Raw genomic sequence first — 19,582 nt, 5'->3', positions numbered from 1 at the left:
ACGAAGCAAACTTACGTCCAAACGACTCAATCTTGACGGAGGAAGCAACCATGGCACGTGCGGTCGGAATCGACCTCGGTACGACGAACTCCTGTGTCGCCGTCCTGGAGGGCGGCGAGCCAACGGTCATCGCCAACGCCGAGGGTTCCCGCACCACCCCGTCCGTCGTCGCCTTCGCCAAGAACGGCGAGGTGCTCGTCGGCGAGGTGGCCAAGCGGCAGGCCGTCACCAACGTCGACCGCACCATCCGCTCGGTCAAGCGCCACATCGGCACCGACTGGTCGGTGGAGATCGACGACAAGACCTTCAACCCCCAGCAGATCAGCGCCTTCGTGCTCCAGAAGCTCAAGCGCGACGCCGAGGCCTACCTGGGCGAGGACGTGACCGACGCGGTCATCACCGTCCCGGCCTACTTCAGCGACTCCCAGCGCCAGGCCACCAAGGAGGCCGGCACCATCGCGGGCCTCAACGTCCTGCGCATCATCAACGAGCCGACCTCGGCCGCGCTGGCCTACCACCTGGAGAAGGAGGGCGAGGCGACGATCCTCGTCTACGACCTCGGTGGCGGCACCTTCGACGTCTCCCTCCTGGAGGTCGGCGACGGCGTCGTGGAGGTCAAGGCGACCAACGGCGACAACCACCTGGGCGGCGACGACTGGGACCAGGCCATCGTCGACTGGCTGGTCGAGCGCTTCAAGAACTCCAACGGCGTGGACCTGTCCAAGGACAAGATGGCCCTCCAGCGCCTGCGCGAGGCCGCGGAGAAGACCAAGATCGAGCTCTCCAGCTCCAGCGAGTCGGCGATCAACCTGCCCTACATCACGGCCTCGGCCGAGGGCCCGCTGCACCTGGACGAGAAGCTCAGCCGCGCCGAGTTCCAGCGCCTGACCTCCGACCTGGTCGAGCGGACCAAGACCCCGTTCCAGCAGGTCATCAAGGACGCCGGGATCCAGCTCAGCGACATCAACCACGTGGTCCTCGTCGGTGGCTCGACCCGTATGCCCGCCATCGTCGAGCTGGTCAAGGAGATGACCGGCGGCAAGGAGCCCAACAAGGGCGTCAACCCGGACGAGGTCGTGGCCATCGGTGCCTCGCTGCAGGCCGGTGTGCTCAAGGGCGAGGTCAAGGACGTCCTGCTGCTGGACGTCACCCCGCTGTCGCTGGGCATCGAGACCAAGGGCGGCGTGTTCACCAAGCTCATCGAGCGCAACACGACCATCCCGACCAAGCGCTCGGAGATCTTCACGACGGCCGAGGACAACCAGCCGTCCGTGCAGATCCAGGTGTACCAGGGCGAGCGCGACATCGCCCAGTACAACAAGAAGCTGGGTGTCTTCGACCTGACCGGCCTGCCCCCGGCGCCGCGCGGCGTCCCGCAGATCGAGGTCGCCTTCGACATCGACGCCAACGGCATCGTCAGCGTCACCGCGAAGGACCTGGGCACCGGCAAGGAGCAGTCCGTCACCATCTCCGGCGGCTCGGCGATGTCCAAGGAGGACATCGACAAGATGGTCCGCGAGGCCGAGCAGTACGCGGAGGAGGACCGCAAGCGCCGCGAGGAGGCCGAGGTCCGCAACAACGCCGAGTCCCTCGTCTACCAGACCGAGAAGGTCATCAAGGACAACGAGGACAAGGTCCCGGCCGACGTGCGCTCCGAGACCGAGTCGGCCATCGCGGAGCTGAAGACCGCGATGGAGGGCACCGACGTGGAGGCCATCCGCTCCGCCAGCGAGAAGGTCGCGCTGGCCAGCCAGAAGATCGGTTCGGCGATCTACAGCCAGGGCGAGCAGGGCGGCGCCGAGGGCGACGCGGGCCAGGGCGCCTCGGACTCCACCGACGACAGCGACGTCGTGGACGCCGAGATCGTCGACGAGGAAAACGACAAGGGCAACCAGTCCTGATCCGAGGTCGAGCCGAGGAAGGAGACACGTCGCAGATGACTCCGTCGGAGAACACGAACGGCACCGGTGACGGCGATGAGCGCCGGGGACCGGTGATCCGCGACAACCGCCGGATCGACCCCGAGACCGGTGAGGTCAGGGATCCCGAGACCGAGGGCGACGACACCGAGGAGATCCCGGAGGTCGCCGAGGAGGAGGTCGTCGAGGCCGACCTGGAGGACGACGCGCCCGAGGTTCCGGACACTCCGGAGTCGGTGGTGACGGACGCGATCAACGCCGATGAGCGGGTCGTCGAACTCACCAACGACCTCAAGCGGGTACAGGCGGAGTACGCCAACTACCGCAAGCGCGTCGACCGCGACCGCGTGACCGTCCGCGAGATGGCCACCGCCCAGGTCGTCAGCGAACTCCTGCCGATCCTGGACGACATCGGACGCGCCCGCGAGCACGACGAGCTCAACGGCGGGTTCAGGGCGGTGGGCGAGGCCCTGGAGGCCACGGTCACCAAGCTGGGCCTGGAGCGGTACGCGGAGCAGGGCGACGAGTTCGACCCCAACCTCCACGAGGCGCTCACCCTGGTCCCGGTTCCGGGCATCTCCACCCAGAACGTGATCGAGGTGTTCCAGCCCGGGTACCGCATCGGTGAGAGGGTCCTCCGTCCGGCCCGCGTGGTCGTCGGGGACCCGGTGGAGGACGGCGGCGAGGCTTCGGCCGAGTCGTCCGGCACCGACGCGGACAGCGGGGAAGACGACAAGTAACGGGTCCGCCCGTGATCCTCCGGCCGCGGGGGGGGGGGGGGGGGGGGGGGCGGGGGGGGGGGGGGGCCCGCCCCCCCCCCCCCGCGCCCCCGCGCCCCCCCCCCCCCCCCCCCCCCCCCCCCCCGCCCCCGCGGCCGGAGACGGACCCCGGACCGACGCGGCCCGGGGTCACGTGGAAGCATCGGACGCAACCGGCACCAGCGGGAGAAGGCACCAGTCGATGAGCACCAAGGACTACCTGGAGAAGGACTACTACAAGGTCCTCGGAGTCTCAAAGACCGCCTCGAAGGACGAGATCAAGCAGTCCTACCGCAAGCTGGCCCGGGAGAACCACCCCGACGCGAACACCGACGACCCGAACGCGGCGGACCGCTTCAAGGAGATCTCCGAGGCGTACAACGTCCTGTCGGACGACAAGCGCCGCAAGGAGTACGACGAGGCGCGCTCGCTGTTCGGCGGGTCCTACCGGCCCGGCGGCGGCACCGGCCCCGGCGGGTTCGACATGGGCGACCTGTTCGGACAGGGGCCCGGTACCGGTGGGGCTCCCGGCGGTGAGCGTCTGAGCGACCTCTTCGGCGGGCTGTTCGGCGGCCGCGGGCGCGGCGGCGCCGGAGCCCGCAGCAGGCGCGGCGCCGACGTCGAGACCGAGACGACACTGACCTTCCGCGAGGCGGCCGAGGGGGCCACGCGCTCCTTCAAGCTGTCCAGCGAAGCACCGTGCCCCACCTGCAGGGGCACCGGGGCCAAGTCGGGGACCGCCCCGCGGATGTGCCCGAAGTGCTCCGGCACCGGGCACGAGAACACCAACCTGGGCGGCTTCTCGCTGTCCGAGCCGTGCAGCGAGTGCAGGGGCCGCGGGCTGGTCGTGGACGATCCCTGCCCCACCTGCAGCGGCAGCGGGCGCGGCAAGAGCACCCGTACCATCCAGACCCGCATCCCCGGCGGCGTGTCCGACGGGCAGCGGATCCGTATCAGGGGCAAGGGGGCGCCGGGTGAGAACGGCGGGCCGGCGGGCGACCTCTACGTCGTCGTCCACGTGAAGGAGCACCCGGTGTTCGGCAGGAGCGGCGACAACGTGACGATCACCGTGCCCGTGACCTTCCCCGAGGCCGCGCTGGGCGCCGAGGTGCGCATCCCGACCCTCCAGGGGTTCCCGGTGACGGTGAAGATCCCGCCGGGCACACAGAACGGACACAAGCTCCGGGTACGCGGCAAGGGCGCGACCCGCAAGGACGGCACCTCGGGTGACATGCTCGTCACGATCGAGGTGGCTGTGCCGAGAACACTCAACGGTGACGCGCGCGAGGCACTGGAGAAGTTCCGCGCCGCGACCTCCGACTACGACCCGCGCGACGGCCTTGAGGCGCGGGCGAAGGGTGTGTGAATGAAGTGAACGACTCCTTCGGCGCTGACGCTCCGGTCTACGTGATCTCGGTGGCCGCCGAGCTGGCGGGGATGCACCCCCAGACCCTGCGGCAGTACGACCGACTGGGGATCGTCTCGCCCGGCCGCGCGTCCGGCCGCGGGCGCCGCTACTCCATGCGCGACGTGCAGACGCTGCGCCAGGTGCAGCGGCTGTCCCAGGAGGAGGGCGTCAACCTCGCCGGGATCAAGCGGATCCTGGAACTGGAACACGAGGTGGAACAGCTGCGCGAGCAGGTGTTCCACCTGGCCAACGAACTTGAGGCGGCGCGGCGGGCCGTGACCCGGCGGGGCCGCCCGGCGCGGCCCGAGGGCGGTGCGGGGGTACGGGGCGAACTGGTGCGCCGCACCCGCGTGACGATCTTCAACACCGCCGATCCGGGAAACACCGACGAGTCCCGCGACGGGCGTCCCAGGGCGGACGGCTCCGGAACGGACGGTCCGGGAATGGGCGGCCCCGGCCGTACCGAGGACGAGCAGGACTGACGGAGCTCCGCCACGGCGGCACGGGGGCGTGGACGGCCACGGATCATCACTCCCCGTGACACTACTTGCGAAAGGGGTCACCGGGCATGAACTACAAACTCACCCAGAAGAGCCAGGAAGCCCTGTCTGTGGCGATCCGGCGGGCCACCACCGACGGAAGCCCTCAGACGGAGCCCGTACACCTGCTGTCGGCGCTGCTGGACCAGGCGGGGGGCATCACCCGGCCCCTGCTCAAGGAGGTCGGCGCCAACCCGGACGCGCTCAGGGACAAGGTCGAGGCGGCCGTCGGGGCGCTGCCCAAGGTGGCGGGCTCCACGGTCAGCTCGCCGAGCTCATCGCGCCAGCTGATCGTCTCCATCAACACGGCGGCGCAGCGCGCCCAGCAGATGGAGGACGAGTACGTCTCCACCGAGCACCTGCTGGTGGGGCTGGCCGCCGACGGCGGTGAGGCGGCCCGGCTGCTCACCGAGGCCGGGGCGGCCCCGGAGGCGCTCCTGGAGGGGTTCGAGCGGGTACGCGGCTCGGGCCGGGTCACCTCCGAGAACCCCGAGGACACCTACCAGGCCCTGGAGAAGTACGGGGTGGACCTCACCGAGCGGGCCCGCGAGGGCAAGGTGGACCCCGTGATCGGCCGCGACGGCGAGATCCGGCGGGTCATCCAGGTACTCAGCCGCCGGACCAAGAACAACCCCGTGCTCATCGGCGAGCCGGGCGTGGGCAAGACCGCGGTCGTGGAGGGCCTGGCCCAGCGGATCGTGGCCGGCGACGTGCCGCAGTCGCTGCTGGGCAAGCGCCTGGTGAGCCTGGACCTGTCCGCGATGGTGGCGGGCGCCAAGTACCGGGGCGAGTTCGAGGAGCGGCTCAAGGCGGTGCTCTCGGAGATCAAGGAGTCCGAGGGCCAGGTCATCACGTTCATCGACGAGCTGCACACCATGGTGGGCGCCGGTGCCGCCGAGGGCGCCATGGACGCGGGCAACATGCTCAAGCCCATGCTGGCGCGCGGCGAGCTGCGCATGGTGGGCGCGACCACGATGGACGAGTACCGGGAGCGGATCGAGAGGGACGCCGCCCTGGAGCGCCGGTTCCAGCAGGTCATGGTGGGCGAGCCGTCGGCCGCGGACACGGTCGCGATCCTGCGCGGGCTCAAGGGGCGCTACGAGGCGCACCACAAGGTGCAGATCGCCGACTCGGCGCTGGTGGCCGCCGCGACCCTGTCCGACCGGTACATCACCGCGCGGTTCCTGCCGGACAAGGCGATCGACCTCATCGACGAGGCTGCCTCCCGGCTGCGCATGGAGATCGACTCCAGCCCGGTGGAGATCGACGAGCTGCAGCGCATCGTCGACCGCCTGAAGATGGAGGAGATGGCGCTCGACAAGGAGTCGGACCCGGCCAGCCGCCAGAGGCTGGAGCGGTTGCGCGCGGACCTGGCCGACCGCCAGGAGCAGCTCACCGGGCTCGTGGCCCGGTGGGAGCAGGAGAAGGCCGGGCTCAACCGGGTCGGTGAGCTCAAGGGGCAGCTGGACGACCTGCGCACGCGGGCGGAGCTGGCCCAGCGCGAGGGCGACTTCGGCGAGGCGTCCCGGCTGATGTACGGGGACATCCCGCAGCTGGAGAAGCAGATCGAGGAGGCTTCCAAGGCCGAGGAGAACGCCGCCGACCAGGGCGGCGACACCATGGTCAAGGACGAGGTGGGCGCCGACGAGGTCGCGGACGTGGTCTCGTCGTGGACCGGCATCCCGGTGGGGCGGCTGATGGAGGGCGAGACCTCCAAGCTGCTGCGCATGGAGGACGAGCTGGGCAGGCGGCTCATCGGCCAGAAGGACGCCGTGGCGGCGGTGTCGGACGCGGTGCGGCGGGCCCGTGCGGGTATCTCCGATCCGGACCGGCCCACGGGTTCGTTCCTCTTCCTGGGTCCCACGGGCGTGGGCAAGACCGAGCTGGCCAAGGCGCTGGCGGAGTTCCTGTTCGACGACGAGCGCGCGATCGTGCGCGTCGACATGAGCGAGTACTCCGAGAAGCACTCGGTGTCGCGCCTGGTCGGTGCGCCCCCCGGCTACGTGGGGTACGAGGAGGGCGGCCAGCTGACCGAGGCGGTGCGCCGCCGCCCGTACACGGTGGTGCTGCTGGACGAGGTGGAGAAGGCGCACCTGGAGGTGTTCGACACCCTGCTGCAGGTGCTGGACGACGGTCGGCTGACCGACGGCCAGGGCCGCCAGGTGGACTTTCGCAACACCATCCTCATCCTCACCTCCAACCTGGGATCGCCGTTCCTGGTGGACCAGTCCCTGGAGGAGTCGGTACGCCGGGACCGCGTGATGGACGTGGTGCGCGCGACGTTCAAGCCGGAGTTCCTCAACCGGCTGGACGACGTGATCATGTTCGACACGCTGTCCACCGAGGACCTGACGCGGATCGTGGACCTGCAGATCGACAAGCTGTCCGGGCGCCTGGCGGACCGGCAGCTGGGTCTGGAGGTGACGCTGGGCGCCCGCGAGTGGCTGGCGCTGACGGGCTACGACCCGAGCTACGGCGCGCGTCCGCTGCGCCGCCTGGTGCAGTCCGCGATCGGCGACCCGCTGGCCCGCGAGCTGCTGGCGGGAGAGCTCTCCGAGGGCGACACCGTGGTGGTGGACGTGGACGACGCCGCGGACAAGCTCCGGGTGACCAAGCGGGAGGCGAGCGCACCGGCGCTCTGACCCGGACACCCCGGAGCCTGGAGCGGACACGGGCGCGAGGGGCCGCCCCCGAGGGTGCGGCCCCTCTCCGTGTTCGGGGCCGGTGTGACGGGAGGGTCCCGGACCCCGGTGGTCTCGCACTGCTCGCGGGGTTCGACGCCTCGGGGTCACGTGTCCGTCGCGACAGACACGAGGAACCACCCGCTCCACATGAGCCATGAGTACAAGATGACGGCGCGGGGAGCGGGCCGGGTCAGGCGCCGAGCAGGCGGGACTCCGCCTCCGGTGACAGACCGACCCGGGGGCGGTCGGGGCGCCGGGGCGCGCCGCCCTCCAGGGTCTTCAGCCACGCCCAGGTGTCGGCGACGGTCTCGGCCACGGGACGGCAGCGCAGCCCGGTGGCGAGCGCCCTGGAGACGTCCCCCTGGTGCAGGGTCTCGTGCGCTTCGCCCGGCGGCAGCCAGATCGGCAGCTCGGTCCACGGCTGGATCCCCGCGTCGAGGATGGTCCGGGGGTCGGTCCAGCGCAGTTCGGCCTCGGAACCGGTGGCCGCCACGCAGGCCTCCAGCAGCTCTCCGGTGGTGGTGTGTCCGGGCGGACTCACCAGGTTGAAGGGGCCGCCCAGCCCCTTCCCGGCCGCGTCGAGGGTCCAGGCGGCCAGGTCGCGCGCGTCCACGTACTGCAACGGCAGGTCGCGCGGGCCGGGCGCCAGGACCGGACCGCCCCGGGCGACGCGCTCCAGCCACCAGGGCAGGCGGCCGATGTTCTCGTACGGGCCGAGGATGAGACCGGCACGCACGAACAGCGCACGGTCGCCGAAGGCGGACCCGGCGGCCAGCTCGCCGCCCCGCTTGGCCCGCGCGTAGTCGGTGCCGTCGTCCTCGGGAGAGGCGTCCACGACCGGTCCGTCCTCGTCCAGCCCCGCCCTGGCGGGGGATGTGTGGACGGACCGGCTGGAGACGTAGGCGTAGTGCCCGACCCGGTCGGCGAGCAGCCGCGCGGTGTCGGCCACCGCCGACGGGGCGCCCGACCAGGTGTCGACGACGGCGTCCCACCGACCCGACGCCAGGGCGCCGAGCCCGCCCTCCTCGGTGCGGTCCCCGTGGAGCACGGTGGCGCCGGGGGGCGGGGCGTGCCTGCCGCGGTGGAAGACGGTGACGTCCCAGTCCCTGGCGAGCGCGTCCTCCACGACGGCTCGTCCCACGAACTCGGTGCCGCCCAGAACCAGGATTCTCATGGCGGGCAGTCTGCCGTCCCGCGGACCGGCGCGCCAGGGTTTCCTGCTCAGGGCAGAACCGCGCGGAGGGCGGGGCGCGCGGCCCTCAGACCACGTCGCGGCGGAGCGTGGTGATCGAGGCCAGCGCGATCGCCACGGCGGCGTAGCCCACCAGGACCAGTGCGGCGCCCCACACCGGGAGCAGGTCCGCGACGCCGAAGCCGTAGTCGATCCCCGTGTCGTAGAGCGCGGAGACCGCGCCGCCGGGCATCCACTTGCCGATGTCCTGGAGCTGGGGGATGACGACCAGGATCGGCTCCAGCATGAACACCCACAGGACGCTGACCACCAGCGCGGCGACCTGGTTGCGGATCAGGGCGCCGAGCCCCACGCCGATCATGGCGTAGACGACGTAGGCGGCCACGGAGCCGACGAGGATGCGCGGCACCTGGTTGTCGACCAGGTTCAGCGCTCCTCCCCCGCTCAGGATGGAGGCGCCCGCGGCGAGGGCGGACGCCCCGACGACGACCAGGCCGAACACCAGGCTGACCAGGGCAGCGGCCACGACCTTGCCGAGGACCACGGGCAGGCGCCGGGGGCTGACCAGGAAGGTGACGTTGATCGTGCGGTGCTGGTACTCCGACGTCACCATCATGATGCCGATGACCATGGCGAACAGGGTTCCGGAGGCCCCCATGGGCCAGACGGACCCGGCGTACTCGGTGCTGTCGCGGCTGAGAGCGCCCTCCATCCCCGAGGCGAAGACCACGATGCCCAGCGACAGGGCCACCCAGGCCAGCGAGGCCAGGAGCAGGATCCACCACAGCCGGGTGGTGAGGACCTTGCGGAGTTCGGACTTGACGAGCGCGATCACTTGGAGTCTCCAACCGGGTGGGAGGCCGTCCCCGCGGAGGTGAGGCGGAGGAAGGCGTCGTGCAGGCTCTCACCGTCGCCGGTGACCTCGCTGAGGGTTCCCTGGTGGACCAGCCGTCCCTTGGCGATGATGACGACGTTGTCGACGGTCTGCTCGACCTCGGCCAGGACGTGGCTGGACACGAGGACCGCCACGCCCTTCTCGTGAGCCTGGCGGCGCAGGAACCTGCGCAGCCACTCGATGCCCTCCGGGTCCAGTCCGTTGGCGGGCTCGTCCAGGATCAGCACCCCGGGGTCGCCCAGGAGCGCCCCGGCCAGGGACAGGCGCTGGCGCATGCCCATCGAGTAGCCGCCGACCCGCTTGTCCCCCGCCTCGGCGATCCCGACCTCGGCGAGCACCTCCTCGGCCCGGGAGCCCGGCAGGCCCGCGGCGTCGCACATGACGCGCAGGTGGTTGCGGCCGCTGCGGCCCGGGTGCAGGTTGGTGGCCTCCAGCACCGCGCCGACCTCGGTCAGCGGATTGGGCAGGCTCGTGTAGGAGCGGCCGTTGACCAGCCCCTCACCGCTGTCCGGCCGGACCAGACCGAGCAGGCACCGCAGGGTGGTGGTCTTACCCGCGCCGTTGGGGCCCAGGAAACCGGTGACCGTGCCCGGCTCCACCGTGAAGGAGACCCGGTCGACCGCCTGGTGGCCGCGGAACGCCTTCGATACGTCCCTTATCTCGATCGCTGACATTGCCTACGCTTTCCTAGGGGAATAACAGGGCGAACCGCCGGACGGGAACGTCCGTTTCCTCGAACGGCCCTTCCGTCTCCGACGCCCGAAAGGAGGCTAACAAGGATGCGGCGGCGCCCCCGGCGCCCGGAGGGCCGGGACCCGACCGTCGGCACACATGACTTTCGTTGGTTGCGGACCGCCGCGTTCAGCGGTTATGCCACCAGTTCGCGCAGGTGCGGGGCCCACCGTTCGGCGGCGCCGCCGAACGGGAAAGGGCCCGTATCGTGACCGGCACATCCTTCGGAACATCGGCACACGTCTTTCGATGTGCCGCCCCGGGGGGAGGTCCGCGGCGAATCCCGTGAAAGGCGTCGGGAAAAGCCACCCGCCCCTCGGAAAATGACCACATGCGGCCAGATCACGTGTCGGTGCCGCAGTCGCGCGCACGACCGTCGGGCAGGGAGCGCCCGACACCGCCACGGCCCGGTTCAGCCCCGCCACCGGCGGCCCCGTGTCCCTCGCCGGTGACGGGTAAGGCCCGGCGAGCACCCTGCCCAGGCGCATGGCCTCCCCGCGCAGCTCCGGACGCATCCAGCCGGCGCCCGACGTGGCCGTGCACCCCTCGTTGAGCACCAGGTAGACGGCCTCCAGGACCGCGTCGAACCATGGCCGGAATCCGGAGCCACAATCCGCACACGAATTATCCTCCTGCACGCGGAGTCCATCTGGGAGAGAACGGTGGTGGGGCCCGCCGACCGCGCGTGGCGCCGGTGCGGCCCGCGGCCTGGTCAGAGCACCGCGGGCCGCACCGGCGCGGGCACGGTCAGCTCCCGTGCGCGTACCCCTCGGCGCGCAGCTCGCGCTCGCGCTCCTTCAGGTGCTCGGGCATCTCGTCGCCGAAGTCCTCGGTGCCGAGGATGCGCCGCAGCACCAGGTTCGTCTCGGTGTCGTGCGGACAGCGCTTGGCCCACTCCACGGCCTCCTCGTGCGAGGACACCTGGAGGACCCAGTACCCGGCGATGAACTCCTTGGCCTCCGGGAAGGGGCCGTCGGTCACGCTCGCCCTGCCGTTGCCGAAGGTGACCCGGGTCGCCTCGGAGGAGGGGGCCAGGCCGTCCCCCGCGAGCAGGACCCCGGCCTCGACCATCGCCTCGTTGTAGGCCGCCATCGCATCGAAGACCTCCGGCCCGGGCTCGTAGCCGGCCGCCTCGGCCTCCGAAGTGGACATGATCGACATCAGGTAGCGCATGACGTGTCTCCTCTCGTACGGTGTTGGAGGCTTCCCTCCCCCGCTCTCACCTACCCGGCGAACGGCCCCGCGCCGGATCGCCACCTCCTTTTCCCGGGTTTTTCCCTCCGGGCCGCCACCACGCCTCCGGAAGAGGCGCTGACCAGCGGACACGTGAACCAGAGAGTCCGGGGGTGACGGGCCGGGCCCGTCACTGGCCGCAAACGGCCAGAGGGACTTCCGGCCGTATCGCGGACCGGGGAGTTCGGTAGAGTTTCGGCACGGTCGAGGAAGAGGGGTGACGGGTGGGGCTTTTCCTGAGTACGGCCTTCGGGTTCCCCACGGTGCTGTTCACCCCGCTGCTGGTCGTCACCGTCGTCTACTGGCTGTTCGTCGTGGCCGGGGCGGCCGACTCCGAGATGCTCGACAGCGTGGACGACTCCGGCGACGCCGTGGGCCTGAGCGCCATGATGGGACGTGCGGGACTCGATCGGGTCCCGGCCACGGTGGCGCTGAGCATGCTGGTCTGCGTCGCCTGGTTCGTGAGCATGATGGGGAGCATCGTGACCAGCTTTCTGGGGACCACCTCCACCCCCCTGCTGATCGCCCTGGGCGCCGTGGTCCTGCTGATCGCGCTCGTGGCCGCGTGGGCGGTCACCAGCGGCCTGGTCATGTCGGTGCAGCGGTTCCTGCCCAGGCGCCGCGGCGACTCCAAGCACGAACTGGTCGGGCGCACCTGCACGATCCGCATCGGCGAGGCGAGCGGGGGCTTCGGCCAGGCCGAGATCACCACCGCGGGCGGCGCGTCGATCTCCATCCCGGTGCGCACCACGGGCGGCGAGGTCCTGCCCGTCGGCAGCACCGCCCTGATCTTCGAGCACAGCACCGAGGACGACCTCTTCCTCGTGACCCACTTCGACGCGGCGCTGGACCCCGGCCAGAGCTGACGCCCCGCGCCCGCCCACGCCCCGCCTCGCCCACGCGCTCCGCGGCGCGGTACCCGGAACCGTTCCCGCGCGTACCGCGTCCCACTTTCCGAGCGCCCCTCCCGCGACGCTCTTCCCCCTCTTACGCACGCCACTCGCAGAAAGAGACCCCCACGTGTTGCTGAGTGCCACCACGAACGGTCAGGAGGCGGCGGACGCGGCCCTCCTGACGGTGGGCGTCGCCATCGCCGTCGGCGTCGTCGTCCTCATCGCCCTCCTCCTGATGATCACCCGGCTCTTCCGCAAGGTCGAACAGGGCAAGGCGCTGATCATCTCCAAGGTCCGCGACGTCCACGTCACCTTCACCGGCTCGATCGTCCTCCCGGTCCTGCACAAGGCCGAGGTCATGGACATCTCGCTCAAGAGCCTGACGCTCGAACGCGGCGGCCGTGACGGACTGACCTGCAAGGACAACATCCGCGCGGACATCAAGGTGTACTTCTACGTCCGGGTCAACGAGACCGCCGAGGACGTCAAGAAGGTCGCCAAGGCGATCGGCACCGAGCGGGCCAGCGACCAGGACACCCTCCAGGAGCTGTTCAACTCCAAGTTCTCCGAGGCGCTCAAGACCGTCGGCAAGCAGTTCGACTTCGAGGAGCTGTTCACCCAGCGCGAGGAGTTCCGTCAGGCGATCATCTCCCTGATCGGCACCGACCTCAACGGCTACGTCCTGGAGGACGTGGCCATCGACGAGCTGGAGCAGACCCCGCTGCACCAGCACGACGCCAACAACATCCTCGACGCGCAGGGCATCTCGAAGATCACGGAGCGCACCGCCAAGGAGCACAAGCGCACCAACGAGTTCGAGAACGACCGCAAGAAGGAACTCGACCGGCAGAACACCGAGACCGCCGAGACCCTCGCCGAGCTGGAGAAGCGCCGCGAGGAGGCCGCCGCCAAGGCCAAGCGCGAGATCGAGATCATCCGCGCCCGCGAGGAGGCCGAGACCGCCCGCGTGCAGGCCGAGGAGCGCCTCAAGGCCGAGACCGCCAACATCCGCACCTCCGAGGCGCTGGGCGTCCAGCACCAGAACCAGCAGCGCGAGGTCGCGGTCGCCGAGAAGAACCGCGAGCGCGTCATCGCCATCGAGAGCGAGCGCATCGAGAAGGACCGCCTCCTGGAGGTCATCGGGCGCGAGCGCGAGACCGAGCTGAGCCGCATCGCCAAGGACAAGGAGGTCGAGGCCGAGAAGCGCGAGGTCGCCGACGTCGTCCGCGAGCGGATCGCCGTCGACCGCACGGTGGCCGAGCAGGAGGAGGCCATCAAGAGGCTGCGCGCGGTCGAGGAGGCCGAGCGCCAGCGCCAGGCCGTCATCATCCACGCCGAGGCCGAGGCCCAGGAGAACCTGGTCAAGGACATCAAGGCCGCCGAGGCCGCCGAGGCCGCCGCCAAGCACCGGGCCGCCGAGGAGCTCACCCTGGCCGAGGCCCGCCAGCAGGCCGCCGAGCTGGACACCCGCGCCAAGATCCGCCTGGCCGAGGGCGTCCAGGCCGAGGCCGCGGCCGCCGGCCTGGCCGAGGTCCAGGTCCGCGAGCAGGACGCCGACGCCATCGAGAAGGTCGGCCGCGCCGAGGCCGCCGTGTCCCGCGAGAAGGCCCAGGCCGAGGCCGAGGCCATCGAGCAGAAGCTGCGCGCCGAGGCCGCCGGCCTCACCGACAAGGCCGAGGCCATGTCCGCCCTGGACCAGGTCAGCCGCGAGCACGAGGAGTACCGCCTGCGTCTGGAGGCCGACAAGGAGGTCCGCCTGGCCGGGATCGACGTGCAGCGCCAGGTCGCCGAGGCCCAGGCCACCGTGCTGGCCACGGGGCTGGAGAGCGCCGACATCAACATCGTCGGCGGCGACGGCGCCTTCTTCGACCGCATGGTCAACTCCATCGGCCTGGGCAAGGCCGTGGACGGCTTCGTCGGCAGCTCCCAGACCGTGCGGGCGATGGGCGGCGGCTGGCTCAACGGCGAGGGCGACTTCGCCGGGGACATGCGCCGGGTGCTGGCGTCGGTGGACACCGACGACGTCAAGAACCTCACCGTCTCCGCGCTGCTGCTCAAGCTCATCGGCGCGGGCGGCCCGCAGGCCGACAAGCTGGACGGCCTGCTCGGCACCGCACGTTCCCTGGGCGTGGACCAGCTGCCCGCGACCGCCCTCGCCCACGCGAAGCAGTGAGGTGGTCCTTCCGTGACCGAGGCCCAGTCCCAGGAGACCGAAGGCACCGGGCCAGGCGCCGATGACGCGCGGTCGCTGGACGCGGGCACCTACGAGGTGCTCCGCGCCCGGCTGCGCGAGCAGACCGGCGAACTGGCCCGGCGGACCGAGGAACTGAACGCGCGCCGCCTGGAGGTGTTCGGCGGCACCGAGCTGTCCCTGCTCGGCACCGAACGCGTCCGTACCGAGCACAACTGTGTCCCCCGGGACATCGTGAGCGTGGGACGCTCCGTCGGAACCGGCGCCGGCGGCGCGATGATCCTGTTCGGTTACAACGTCTTCATCGGCATGCAGCGCGAGACCCACGTCCCCGACGTGTTCTCGCTGCACCGGTACGAGTACGACGGTGAGGGCTTCTCCTTCACCGACGCCCCCGGAGGGGCCGTCCCCGGGCTGCTCTCCGACGAGCGGTTCCAACAGGATTTCGGCCAGCTCTACCGCTACTACCGCGACGCGCACCTGCTCCAGCTGCGCCGGGTCGAGGACCGGCTGCTGGCCGTGTTCCAGACCGGTCCGAACACCGAGGACGTGCGGGTGCTGCGGTGGTCGGTCCCGCCCTCCGGCGAGATCGCCTACCTCGACGCCCGCGGCGAACGCGACCACGTCTTCCCCCCGTCCCACGACTTCACGTGGGTGGAGACCACCCGCGAGGACCACGTGGCGGGCCGCCATCCGCACATCTCGGTCCTCGACGAACTGTTCGTGGAGACGCTCAACGGCGACCTCACCATCAAGGTCGAGAACAACACCGAGGTCGGCGAGGGCGTCTACAGCGAGTCCGTGGACGAGCCGCTGCAGAGCCTGGCCGACGCGTCGGTGCACTACGCGCGGGTGGGCGCGCTCGTCCTGCTGCGCGTGCGGCCCTACAACGAGACCGCGTGGCGGCACCTGGTCTTCAACACGCGCACCAAGGAGGTCGAGCGCCTCGACGGCGTCGGCCAGTCCTGCCAGCGCCTGCCCGACGACCAGGGGCTGATCTTCCCCGGCGGCTACTACCTGGCCACCGGGGCGGCGCGGACGTTCGACACCGACGTCACCGACCTGGAGTTCGAGCGCGTGGTGCGCTCGCCCAACGGCGAGGACGTGCTGTACGTCTTCCACTCCCGCGCGGACGGCCGCAGCCTGCTGCTGCCCTACAACACCATCCGCAAGGAGGTCGCCACCCCGATCGTCTGCCACGGGTACTCGCTGTTCGACGACGGCACCATGACGGTGTTCCGGGACAACGCGGGCGAGCCGACCCGGGTGCACCCGATGCAGGTGTGGCGGACCCCGTACGTGTCGGACGTGTACGCGGCGGCGCAGCCGGTGGGGACCGGTCCCCTGGAGCGGGTCGGCAACGCCGAGCTGGTGCGGGGTGTCTCCGAGTGCCTGTCGGTGGTGCGGATGGCCGAGGACATGCGGCCGTCCACCGAGGTGTTCGAGGCGGTCATCTCCGCCTGCCGCCGGGTCTCCGACCGGTTCCACTGGCTGGGCGACGAGGAGATGGGCGACCTGGCGGCGCCCCTGTCGGAGGCGCGGGCCACCGCCACGCGGGTCCTGGAGGAGTTCGAGACCGTCCAGACCCTGACCCGGCAGGCCGCCGACACCCTGGCGGAGACCGAGAAGAGGGTGGTCGCGCTCATCCGGACGGCCCGCGGGGAGACGCCGCGGTCGGCGGAGGGCTGGGTGGCGCGGCTGACCGGGCTGCGCCGCGCCCAGGGGCAGGCGGCCACGCTGCGCGAGACGCGCTACGTGGACACCGAGCGCCTGGACGACCTGGACGGCAGGCTCTCGGAGGAGATCGCCGCGACCGGCCGCCGCACGGTGGCCTTCCTGGAACAGGACGAGGCCTTCAGCGGGTACCACGAAGAGGTGGACCGGCTCGTCGCGGACGCCGAGGGCATCGAGGCGGTCAGCGCCGCGACGGCCGTCGGCGAGCGCGTCGCCGAACAGACCGAGGGCCTGCAGGTGGTCACCGAGGTCGTCGGGTCCCTGGACATCGGCGACGCCCAGGTCCGCACGCGCATCCTGGAGCGGGTCAGCGAGGTGCTGGCCGGGATCAACCGGGCGCGCGCCACGCTGGAGGCGCGGCGCGGGGAGCTGCTGGCCCTGGAGGGCCGGGCGGAGTTCGCGGCCGAGTTCGCGCTGCTGGGACAGGCGATCACGGGCGCGCTGGCCGCCGCCGACACCCCGGACCGGTGCGACGAGCAGCTGGGACGCGTCATGCTCCAGCTGGAGAACCTGGAGTCGCGGTTCGCCGAGTTCGACGACTTCCTCGGGGAGCTGGCGGACAAGCGCGAGGACGTGTACGAGGCGTTCTCCACGCGCAAGCAGGCACTGGTGGACGAGCGGGCGCGGCGGACCGACCGCCTGGCGTCGTCGGCCGCCCGCGTTCTGGAGGGCGTGCACCGGCGGGTCGCGAAACTGGACACGCTGGAGGACGTCAACACCTACTTCGCGTCGGACGCGATGGTGGCGCGGCTGCGCCGCACCGCGGAGGAGATGCGCGGACTCGGCGACACCGTGCGCGCCGAGGAGCTGGACGGTCAGGTCCTGGCCGCACGGCAGGAGGCGGGGCGGGCCCTGCGGGACCGCGCCGACCTGTTCGAGGGCGGCGCGGGCGGCGAGACGATCCGGCTGGGCCGGCACCGGTTCGCGGTGAACACCCAGCCGATCGACCTGACGCTCACCCCGCACGGCGGAGAGATGTCGGTGGCGATCACCGGCACCGACTTCCGGGCTCCGGTCACCGACGAGGAGTTCGGGCGGACCCGGCACCTGTGGGACCGGACGCTGGTGTCGGAGAGCCCGGAGGTGTACCGCGCCGAGTACCTGGCCGCGTCGATCCTGGCCGCGGCCGAGGAGGGCGCGGACGGACTGTCGCTGGAGCGGCTGCGCGAGGCCGAGGTGCACGCCGAGAACGGTTCGTCGCTGCCGGCCCTCGTACGCGACGCCGCCGCGGCCCGGTACGACGAGGGGTACGAGCGGGGCGTGCACGACCACGACGCCGCGCGGATCCTGTCGGCGCTGCTGCGGCTGCGCACCGGTGCCGGACTGCTGCGGTACCCGGGCGCGGCGCGTGCGGCGGCGCAGCTGTTCTGGGCGTTCGGCGCCACAGGGGAGCGGCGTTCGGCGTGGCGTATCCGGGCGGGTTCGCTGGCCCGGGCCCGCGAGGTGTTCGGGGTGCGCAGGTCGGCGGCGGTCGACGGACTGCGCGCGGAGCTGGCGGCCGGTGTGGACGGCTTCCTGACCGAGACCGGCCTGTGCCGGTACGCCGACCTGGACCTGGTGGGCGAGTACCTGTTCGAGGAGATCGCCTCGGACGCTCCCGGCGAACGGGGGTTCGTGTCCGGCGCGGGCGCCCGCCTGCTGCTGGACCGCTTCCACCGGGCTCTGGGCAGTGCGCGGGAGACCACGCGCAAGGCATTCGAGGAGGACCTGCGCGAGCTCGACGGCGACCTGGCGGCGCGGCACCAGCTGGTGACGGCGTGGCTGGAGGCGTTCGCGTCCACCCAGGAGGAGGTGGCCCCGGGCGACCTGCCCGAGGCCGCCGCGATCGAGCTGGCCACCGTGGACCGGTACGAGTCGTCGGCGTCCGTGCACGAGCGCGTGGACGGGCTGCTGGGCTCGCACCCGCACGTGCGCGAGCGCTCCCTGGAGGTGCGCCTGGACGAGTTCCTGCCGCGCACCCGCCGGTTCCGGCTGGAGGAGGTGCCCGCCTACCGGGACTTCCAGCGGCGCCGCAACGAGCTGGTGGCGGCCGAGCGCGAGCGCCTGCGGCTGGAGGAGTACCGGCCGAAGGTGATGAGCGGGTTCGTCCGCAACAAGCTGCTGGACGAGTCGTACCTGCCCCTGATCGGCGACAACCTGGCCAAGCAGCTGGGGGCGGCCGGGGACGACAAGCGCACCGACCAGAGCGGCCTGCTGCTGCTCATCTCCCCGCCCGGATACGGCAAGACCACGCTCATGGAGTACGTGGCCAGCCGCCTGGGGCTGGTGTTCGTGAAGGTCAACGGGCCCGCGCTGGGGCACGCGGTGACCTCGCTGGACCCGGACGAGGCTCCGGACGCCACCTCCCGCCAGGAGGTCGAGAAGATCTCCTTCGCGCTGGAAGCGGGCAGCAACACGATGCTGTACCTGGACGACATCCAGCACACGAACCCCGAGCTGCTGCAGAAGTTCATCTCGCTGTGCGACGGTCAGCGCCGCATGGAGGGCGTGTGGAACGGGCGGACCCGGACCTACGACCTGCGGGGCAAGCGGTTCGCGGTGTGCATGGCCGGCAACCCCTACACCGAGCAGGGCAAGCGGTTCCGGATCCCGGACATGCTGGCCAACCGCGCCGACGTGTACAACCTGGGCGACGTGCTGTCGGGCAGGGAGGAGCTGTTCGCGCTGAGCTACGTCGAGAACGCGCTCACCTCGAACCCGATCCTGGCGCCGCTGTCCACCCGGGACCGGGAGGACGTGTACCGGTTCGTGCGGATGGCGCGGGGCGACGACTCGGTGGGCGCGGACCAGCTCGGCCACCCGTACTCGGCGGCCGAGGTGGACCGGATCGTGTCGGTGGTGCGCAAGCTGCTGCGGGTGCAGGAGGTGGTGCTGGCCAACAACCAGGCCTACATCGCCTCGGCCGCGCAGTCGGAGGACGCGCGCACCGAGCCGCCGTTCCAGCTCCAGGGCTCGTACCGGAACATGAACCGGCTGGCGGAGAGAATCGTGCCGGTCATGAACGGCGCCGAGGTGGAGGCCGCGATCGACGACCACTACATGGGCGAGGCGCAGACCCTGACGTCGGGCGCGGAGGCGAACCTGCTCAAGCTCGCGGAGCTGCGCGGGGTGATGACGCCCGAGCAGGAGGCCCGCTGGACGGAGGTCAAGGAGGCCTTCCGCCGGGGCCGGGCGCTGGGCGGCGCCGACGACGACCCGATGACCAGGGCCATCGGCGCGGTGGGCCTGCTCGCCGACCGGGTGGGCGAGATCGGCACCGCGATCGGCCGGGGCTCCGGGCGGTAGCCGGACGGATCGGCCGAGGGACGCACGGGCCGCCACCCCTCGCGGGTGGCGGCCCGGCGGCGTTCAGAGGGTTCGTTTCCCCATCAGAGCATGGGACCACGCTTCCCCTATGGTTGGTG

General features: G+C 71.3%; 13 protein-coding genes. 8 read left to right on the top strand and 5 right to left on the bottom strand.

Annotated features, from left to right (window positions below):
- Positions 1–50: 50 nt before the first annotated feature.
- The 5 genes from dnaK to clpB all read left to right on the top strand — a co-directional run bounded on the left by dnaK (position 51) and on the right by clpB (position 7,266).
- Positions 51–1,901 carry a molecular chaperone DnaK gene (dnaK, locus tag FYX01_RS11425; protein ID WP_150240395.1) on the top strand — a complete coding sequence of 617 codons (1,851 nt, stop codon included), beginning with the start codon at positions 51–53 and terminating at the stop codon, positions 1,899–1,901.
- Between the two features lie 35 nt (positions 1,902–1,936).
- A complete protein-coding gene (gene grpE / locus FYX01_RS11420; RefSeq protein WP_150240393.1) occupies positions 1,937–2,659 on the top strand; it encodes a nucleotide exchange factor GrpE in 723 nt (240 codons plus the stop codon).
- 220 nt (positions 2,660–2,879) lie between these two features.
- Complete coding sequence (gene dnaJ / locus FYX01_RS11410; protein ID WP_150240391.1) at positions 2,880–4,043, top strand: molecular chaperone DnaJ; 1,164 nt, start codon at positions 2,880–2,882, stop codon at positions 4,041–4,043.
- The gene (locus FYX01_RS11405; RefSeq protein ID WP_150240389.1) at positions 4,040–4,567 is read left to right on the top strand and encodes a heat shock protein transcriptional repressor HspR; all 528 of its coding nucleotides are present in this window, start codon (positions 4,040–4,042) and stop codon (positions 4,565–4,567) included. Before dnaJ ends, FYX01_RS11405 begins: the two co-directional genes overlap by 4 nt.
- Before the next feature lie 86 nt (positions 4,568–4,653).
- Complete coding sequence (gene clpB, locus FYX01_RS11400) at positions 4,654–7,266, top strand: ATP-dependent chaperone ClpB (RefSeq protein ID WP_150240386.1); 2,613 nt, start codon at positions 4,654–4,656, stop codon at positions 7,264–7,266.
- 232 nt (positions 7,267–7,498) lie between these two features.
- Here the strand turns inward: clpB and FYX01_RS11395 are convergent, their stop codons facing one another.
- From FYX01_RS11395 to FYX01_RS11375, 5 genes are all read right to left on the bottom strand, one after another.
- Entirely contained in the window at positions 7,499–8,482 is a 984-nt protein-coding gene (locus FYX01_RS11395) for an NAD-dependent epimerase/dehydratase family protein (protein ID WP_150240384.1), read from the bottom strand.
- Positions 8,483–8,567: 85 nt separating this feature from the next.
- Complete coding sequence (locus FYX01_RS11390) at positions 8,568–9,335, bottom strand: ABC transporter permease (protein ID WP_150240382.1); 768 nt, start codon at positions 9,333–9,335, stop codon at positions 8,568–8,570.
- Positions 9,332–10,069 carry an ABC transporter ATP-binding protein gene (locus FYX01_RS11385; RefSeq protein WP_150240380.1) on the bottom strand — a complete coding sequence of 246 codons (738 nt, stop codon included), beginning with the start codon at positions 10,067–10,069 and terminating at the stop codon, positions 9,332–9,334. Before FYX01_RS11385 ends, FYX01_RS11390 begins: the two co-directional genes overlap by 4 nt.
- A 96-nt stretch (positions 10,070–10,165) precedes the next feature.
- Positions 10,166–10,684 carry a hypothetical protein gene (locus tag FYX01_RS27240; RefSeq protein ID WP_449406781.1) on the bottom strand — a complete coding sequence of 173 codons (519 nt, stop codon included), beginning with the start codon at positions 10,682–10,684 and terminating at the stop codon, positions 10,166–10,168.
- Positions 10,685–10,874: 190 nt separating this feature from the next.
- On the bottom strand, positions 10,875–11,300 hold the full coding sequence (locus FYX01_RS11375; RefSeq protein WP_150240378.1) for a YciI family protein: 426 nt from the start codon (positions 11,298–11,300) through the stop codon (positions 10,875–10,877).
- Positions 11,301–11,584: 284 nt separating this feature from the next.
- Between FYX01_RS11375 and FYX01_RS11370 the strand changes: the two genes are divergently transcribed.
- From FYX01_RS11370 to FYX01_RS11360, 3 genes are all read left to right on the top strand, one after another.
- On the top strand, positions 11,585–12,226 hold the full coding sequence (locus FYX01_RS11370) for an OB-fold-containig protein (protein WP_150240376.1): 642 nt from the start codon (positions 11,585–11,587) through the stop codon (positions 12,224–12,226).
- Between the two features lie 154 nt (positions 12,227–12,380).
- On the top strand, positions 12,381–14,426 hold the full coding sequence (locus FYX01_RS11365; protein WP_150240374.1) for a flotillin family protein: 2,046 nt from the start codon (positions 12,381–12,383) through the stop codon (positions 14,424–14,426).
- Positions 14,427–14,438: 12 nt separating this feature from the next.
- Positions 14,439–19,463: a DNA repair ATPase gene (locus FYX01_RS11360; protein WP_150240372.1), complete on the top strand. Its 5,025-nt coding sequence runs from the start codon at positions 14,439–14,441 to the stop codon at positions 19,461–19,463.
- Positions 19,464–19,582 lie beyond the last annotated feature (119 nt).

The organism is Nocardiopsis quinghaiensis (genome assembly GCF_008638365.1).
Lineage (GTDB): Bacteria > Actinomycetota > Actinomycetes > Streptosporangiales > Streptosporangiaceae > Nocardiopsis > Nocardiopsis quinghaiensis.
Note: the sequence above shows the minus strand (reverse complement) of the source record. Positions and strands in the feature narration are given on the sequence as shown.

Bases quoted from the DNA above. Each gene is read 5' to 3' on its own strand.
- grpE (WP_150240393.1), top strand. From the start codon at position 1,937: ATGACTCCGTCGGAGAACACGAACGGCACCGGTGACGGCGATGAGCGC.
- dnaK (WP_150240395.1), top strand. From the start codon at position 51: ATGGCACGTGCGGTCGGAATCGACCTCGGTACGACGAACTCCTGTGTC.
- FYX01_RS11395 (WP_150240384.1), bottom strand. From the start codon at position 8,482: ATGAGAATCCTGGTTCTGGGCGGCACCGAGTTCGTGGGACGAGCCGTC.
- FYX01_RS11375 (WP_150240378.1), bottom strand. From the start codon at position 11,300: ATGCGCTACCTGATGTCGATCATGTCCACTTCGGAGGCCGAGGCGGCC.
- FYX01_RS11385 (WP_150240380.1), bottom strand. From the start codon at position 10,069: ATGTCAGCGATCGAGATAAGGGACGTATCGAAGGCGTTCCGCGGCCAC.
- dnaJ (WP_150240391.1), top strand. From the start codon at position 2,880: ATGAGCACCAAGGACTACCTGGAGAAGGACTACTACAAGGTCCTCGGA.
- clpB (WP_150240386.1), top strand. From the start codon at position 4,654: ATGAACTACAAACTCACCCAGAAGAGCCAGGAAGCCCTGTCTGTGGCG.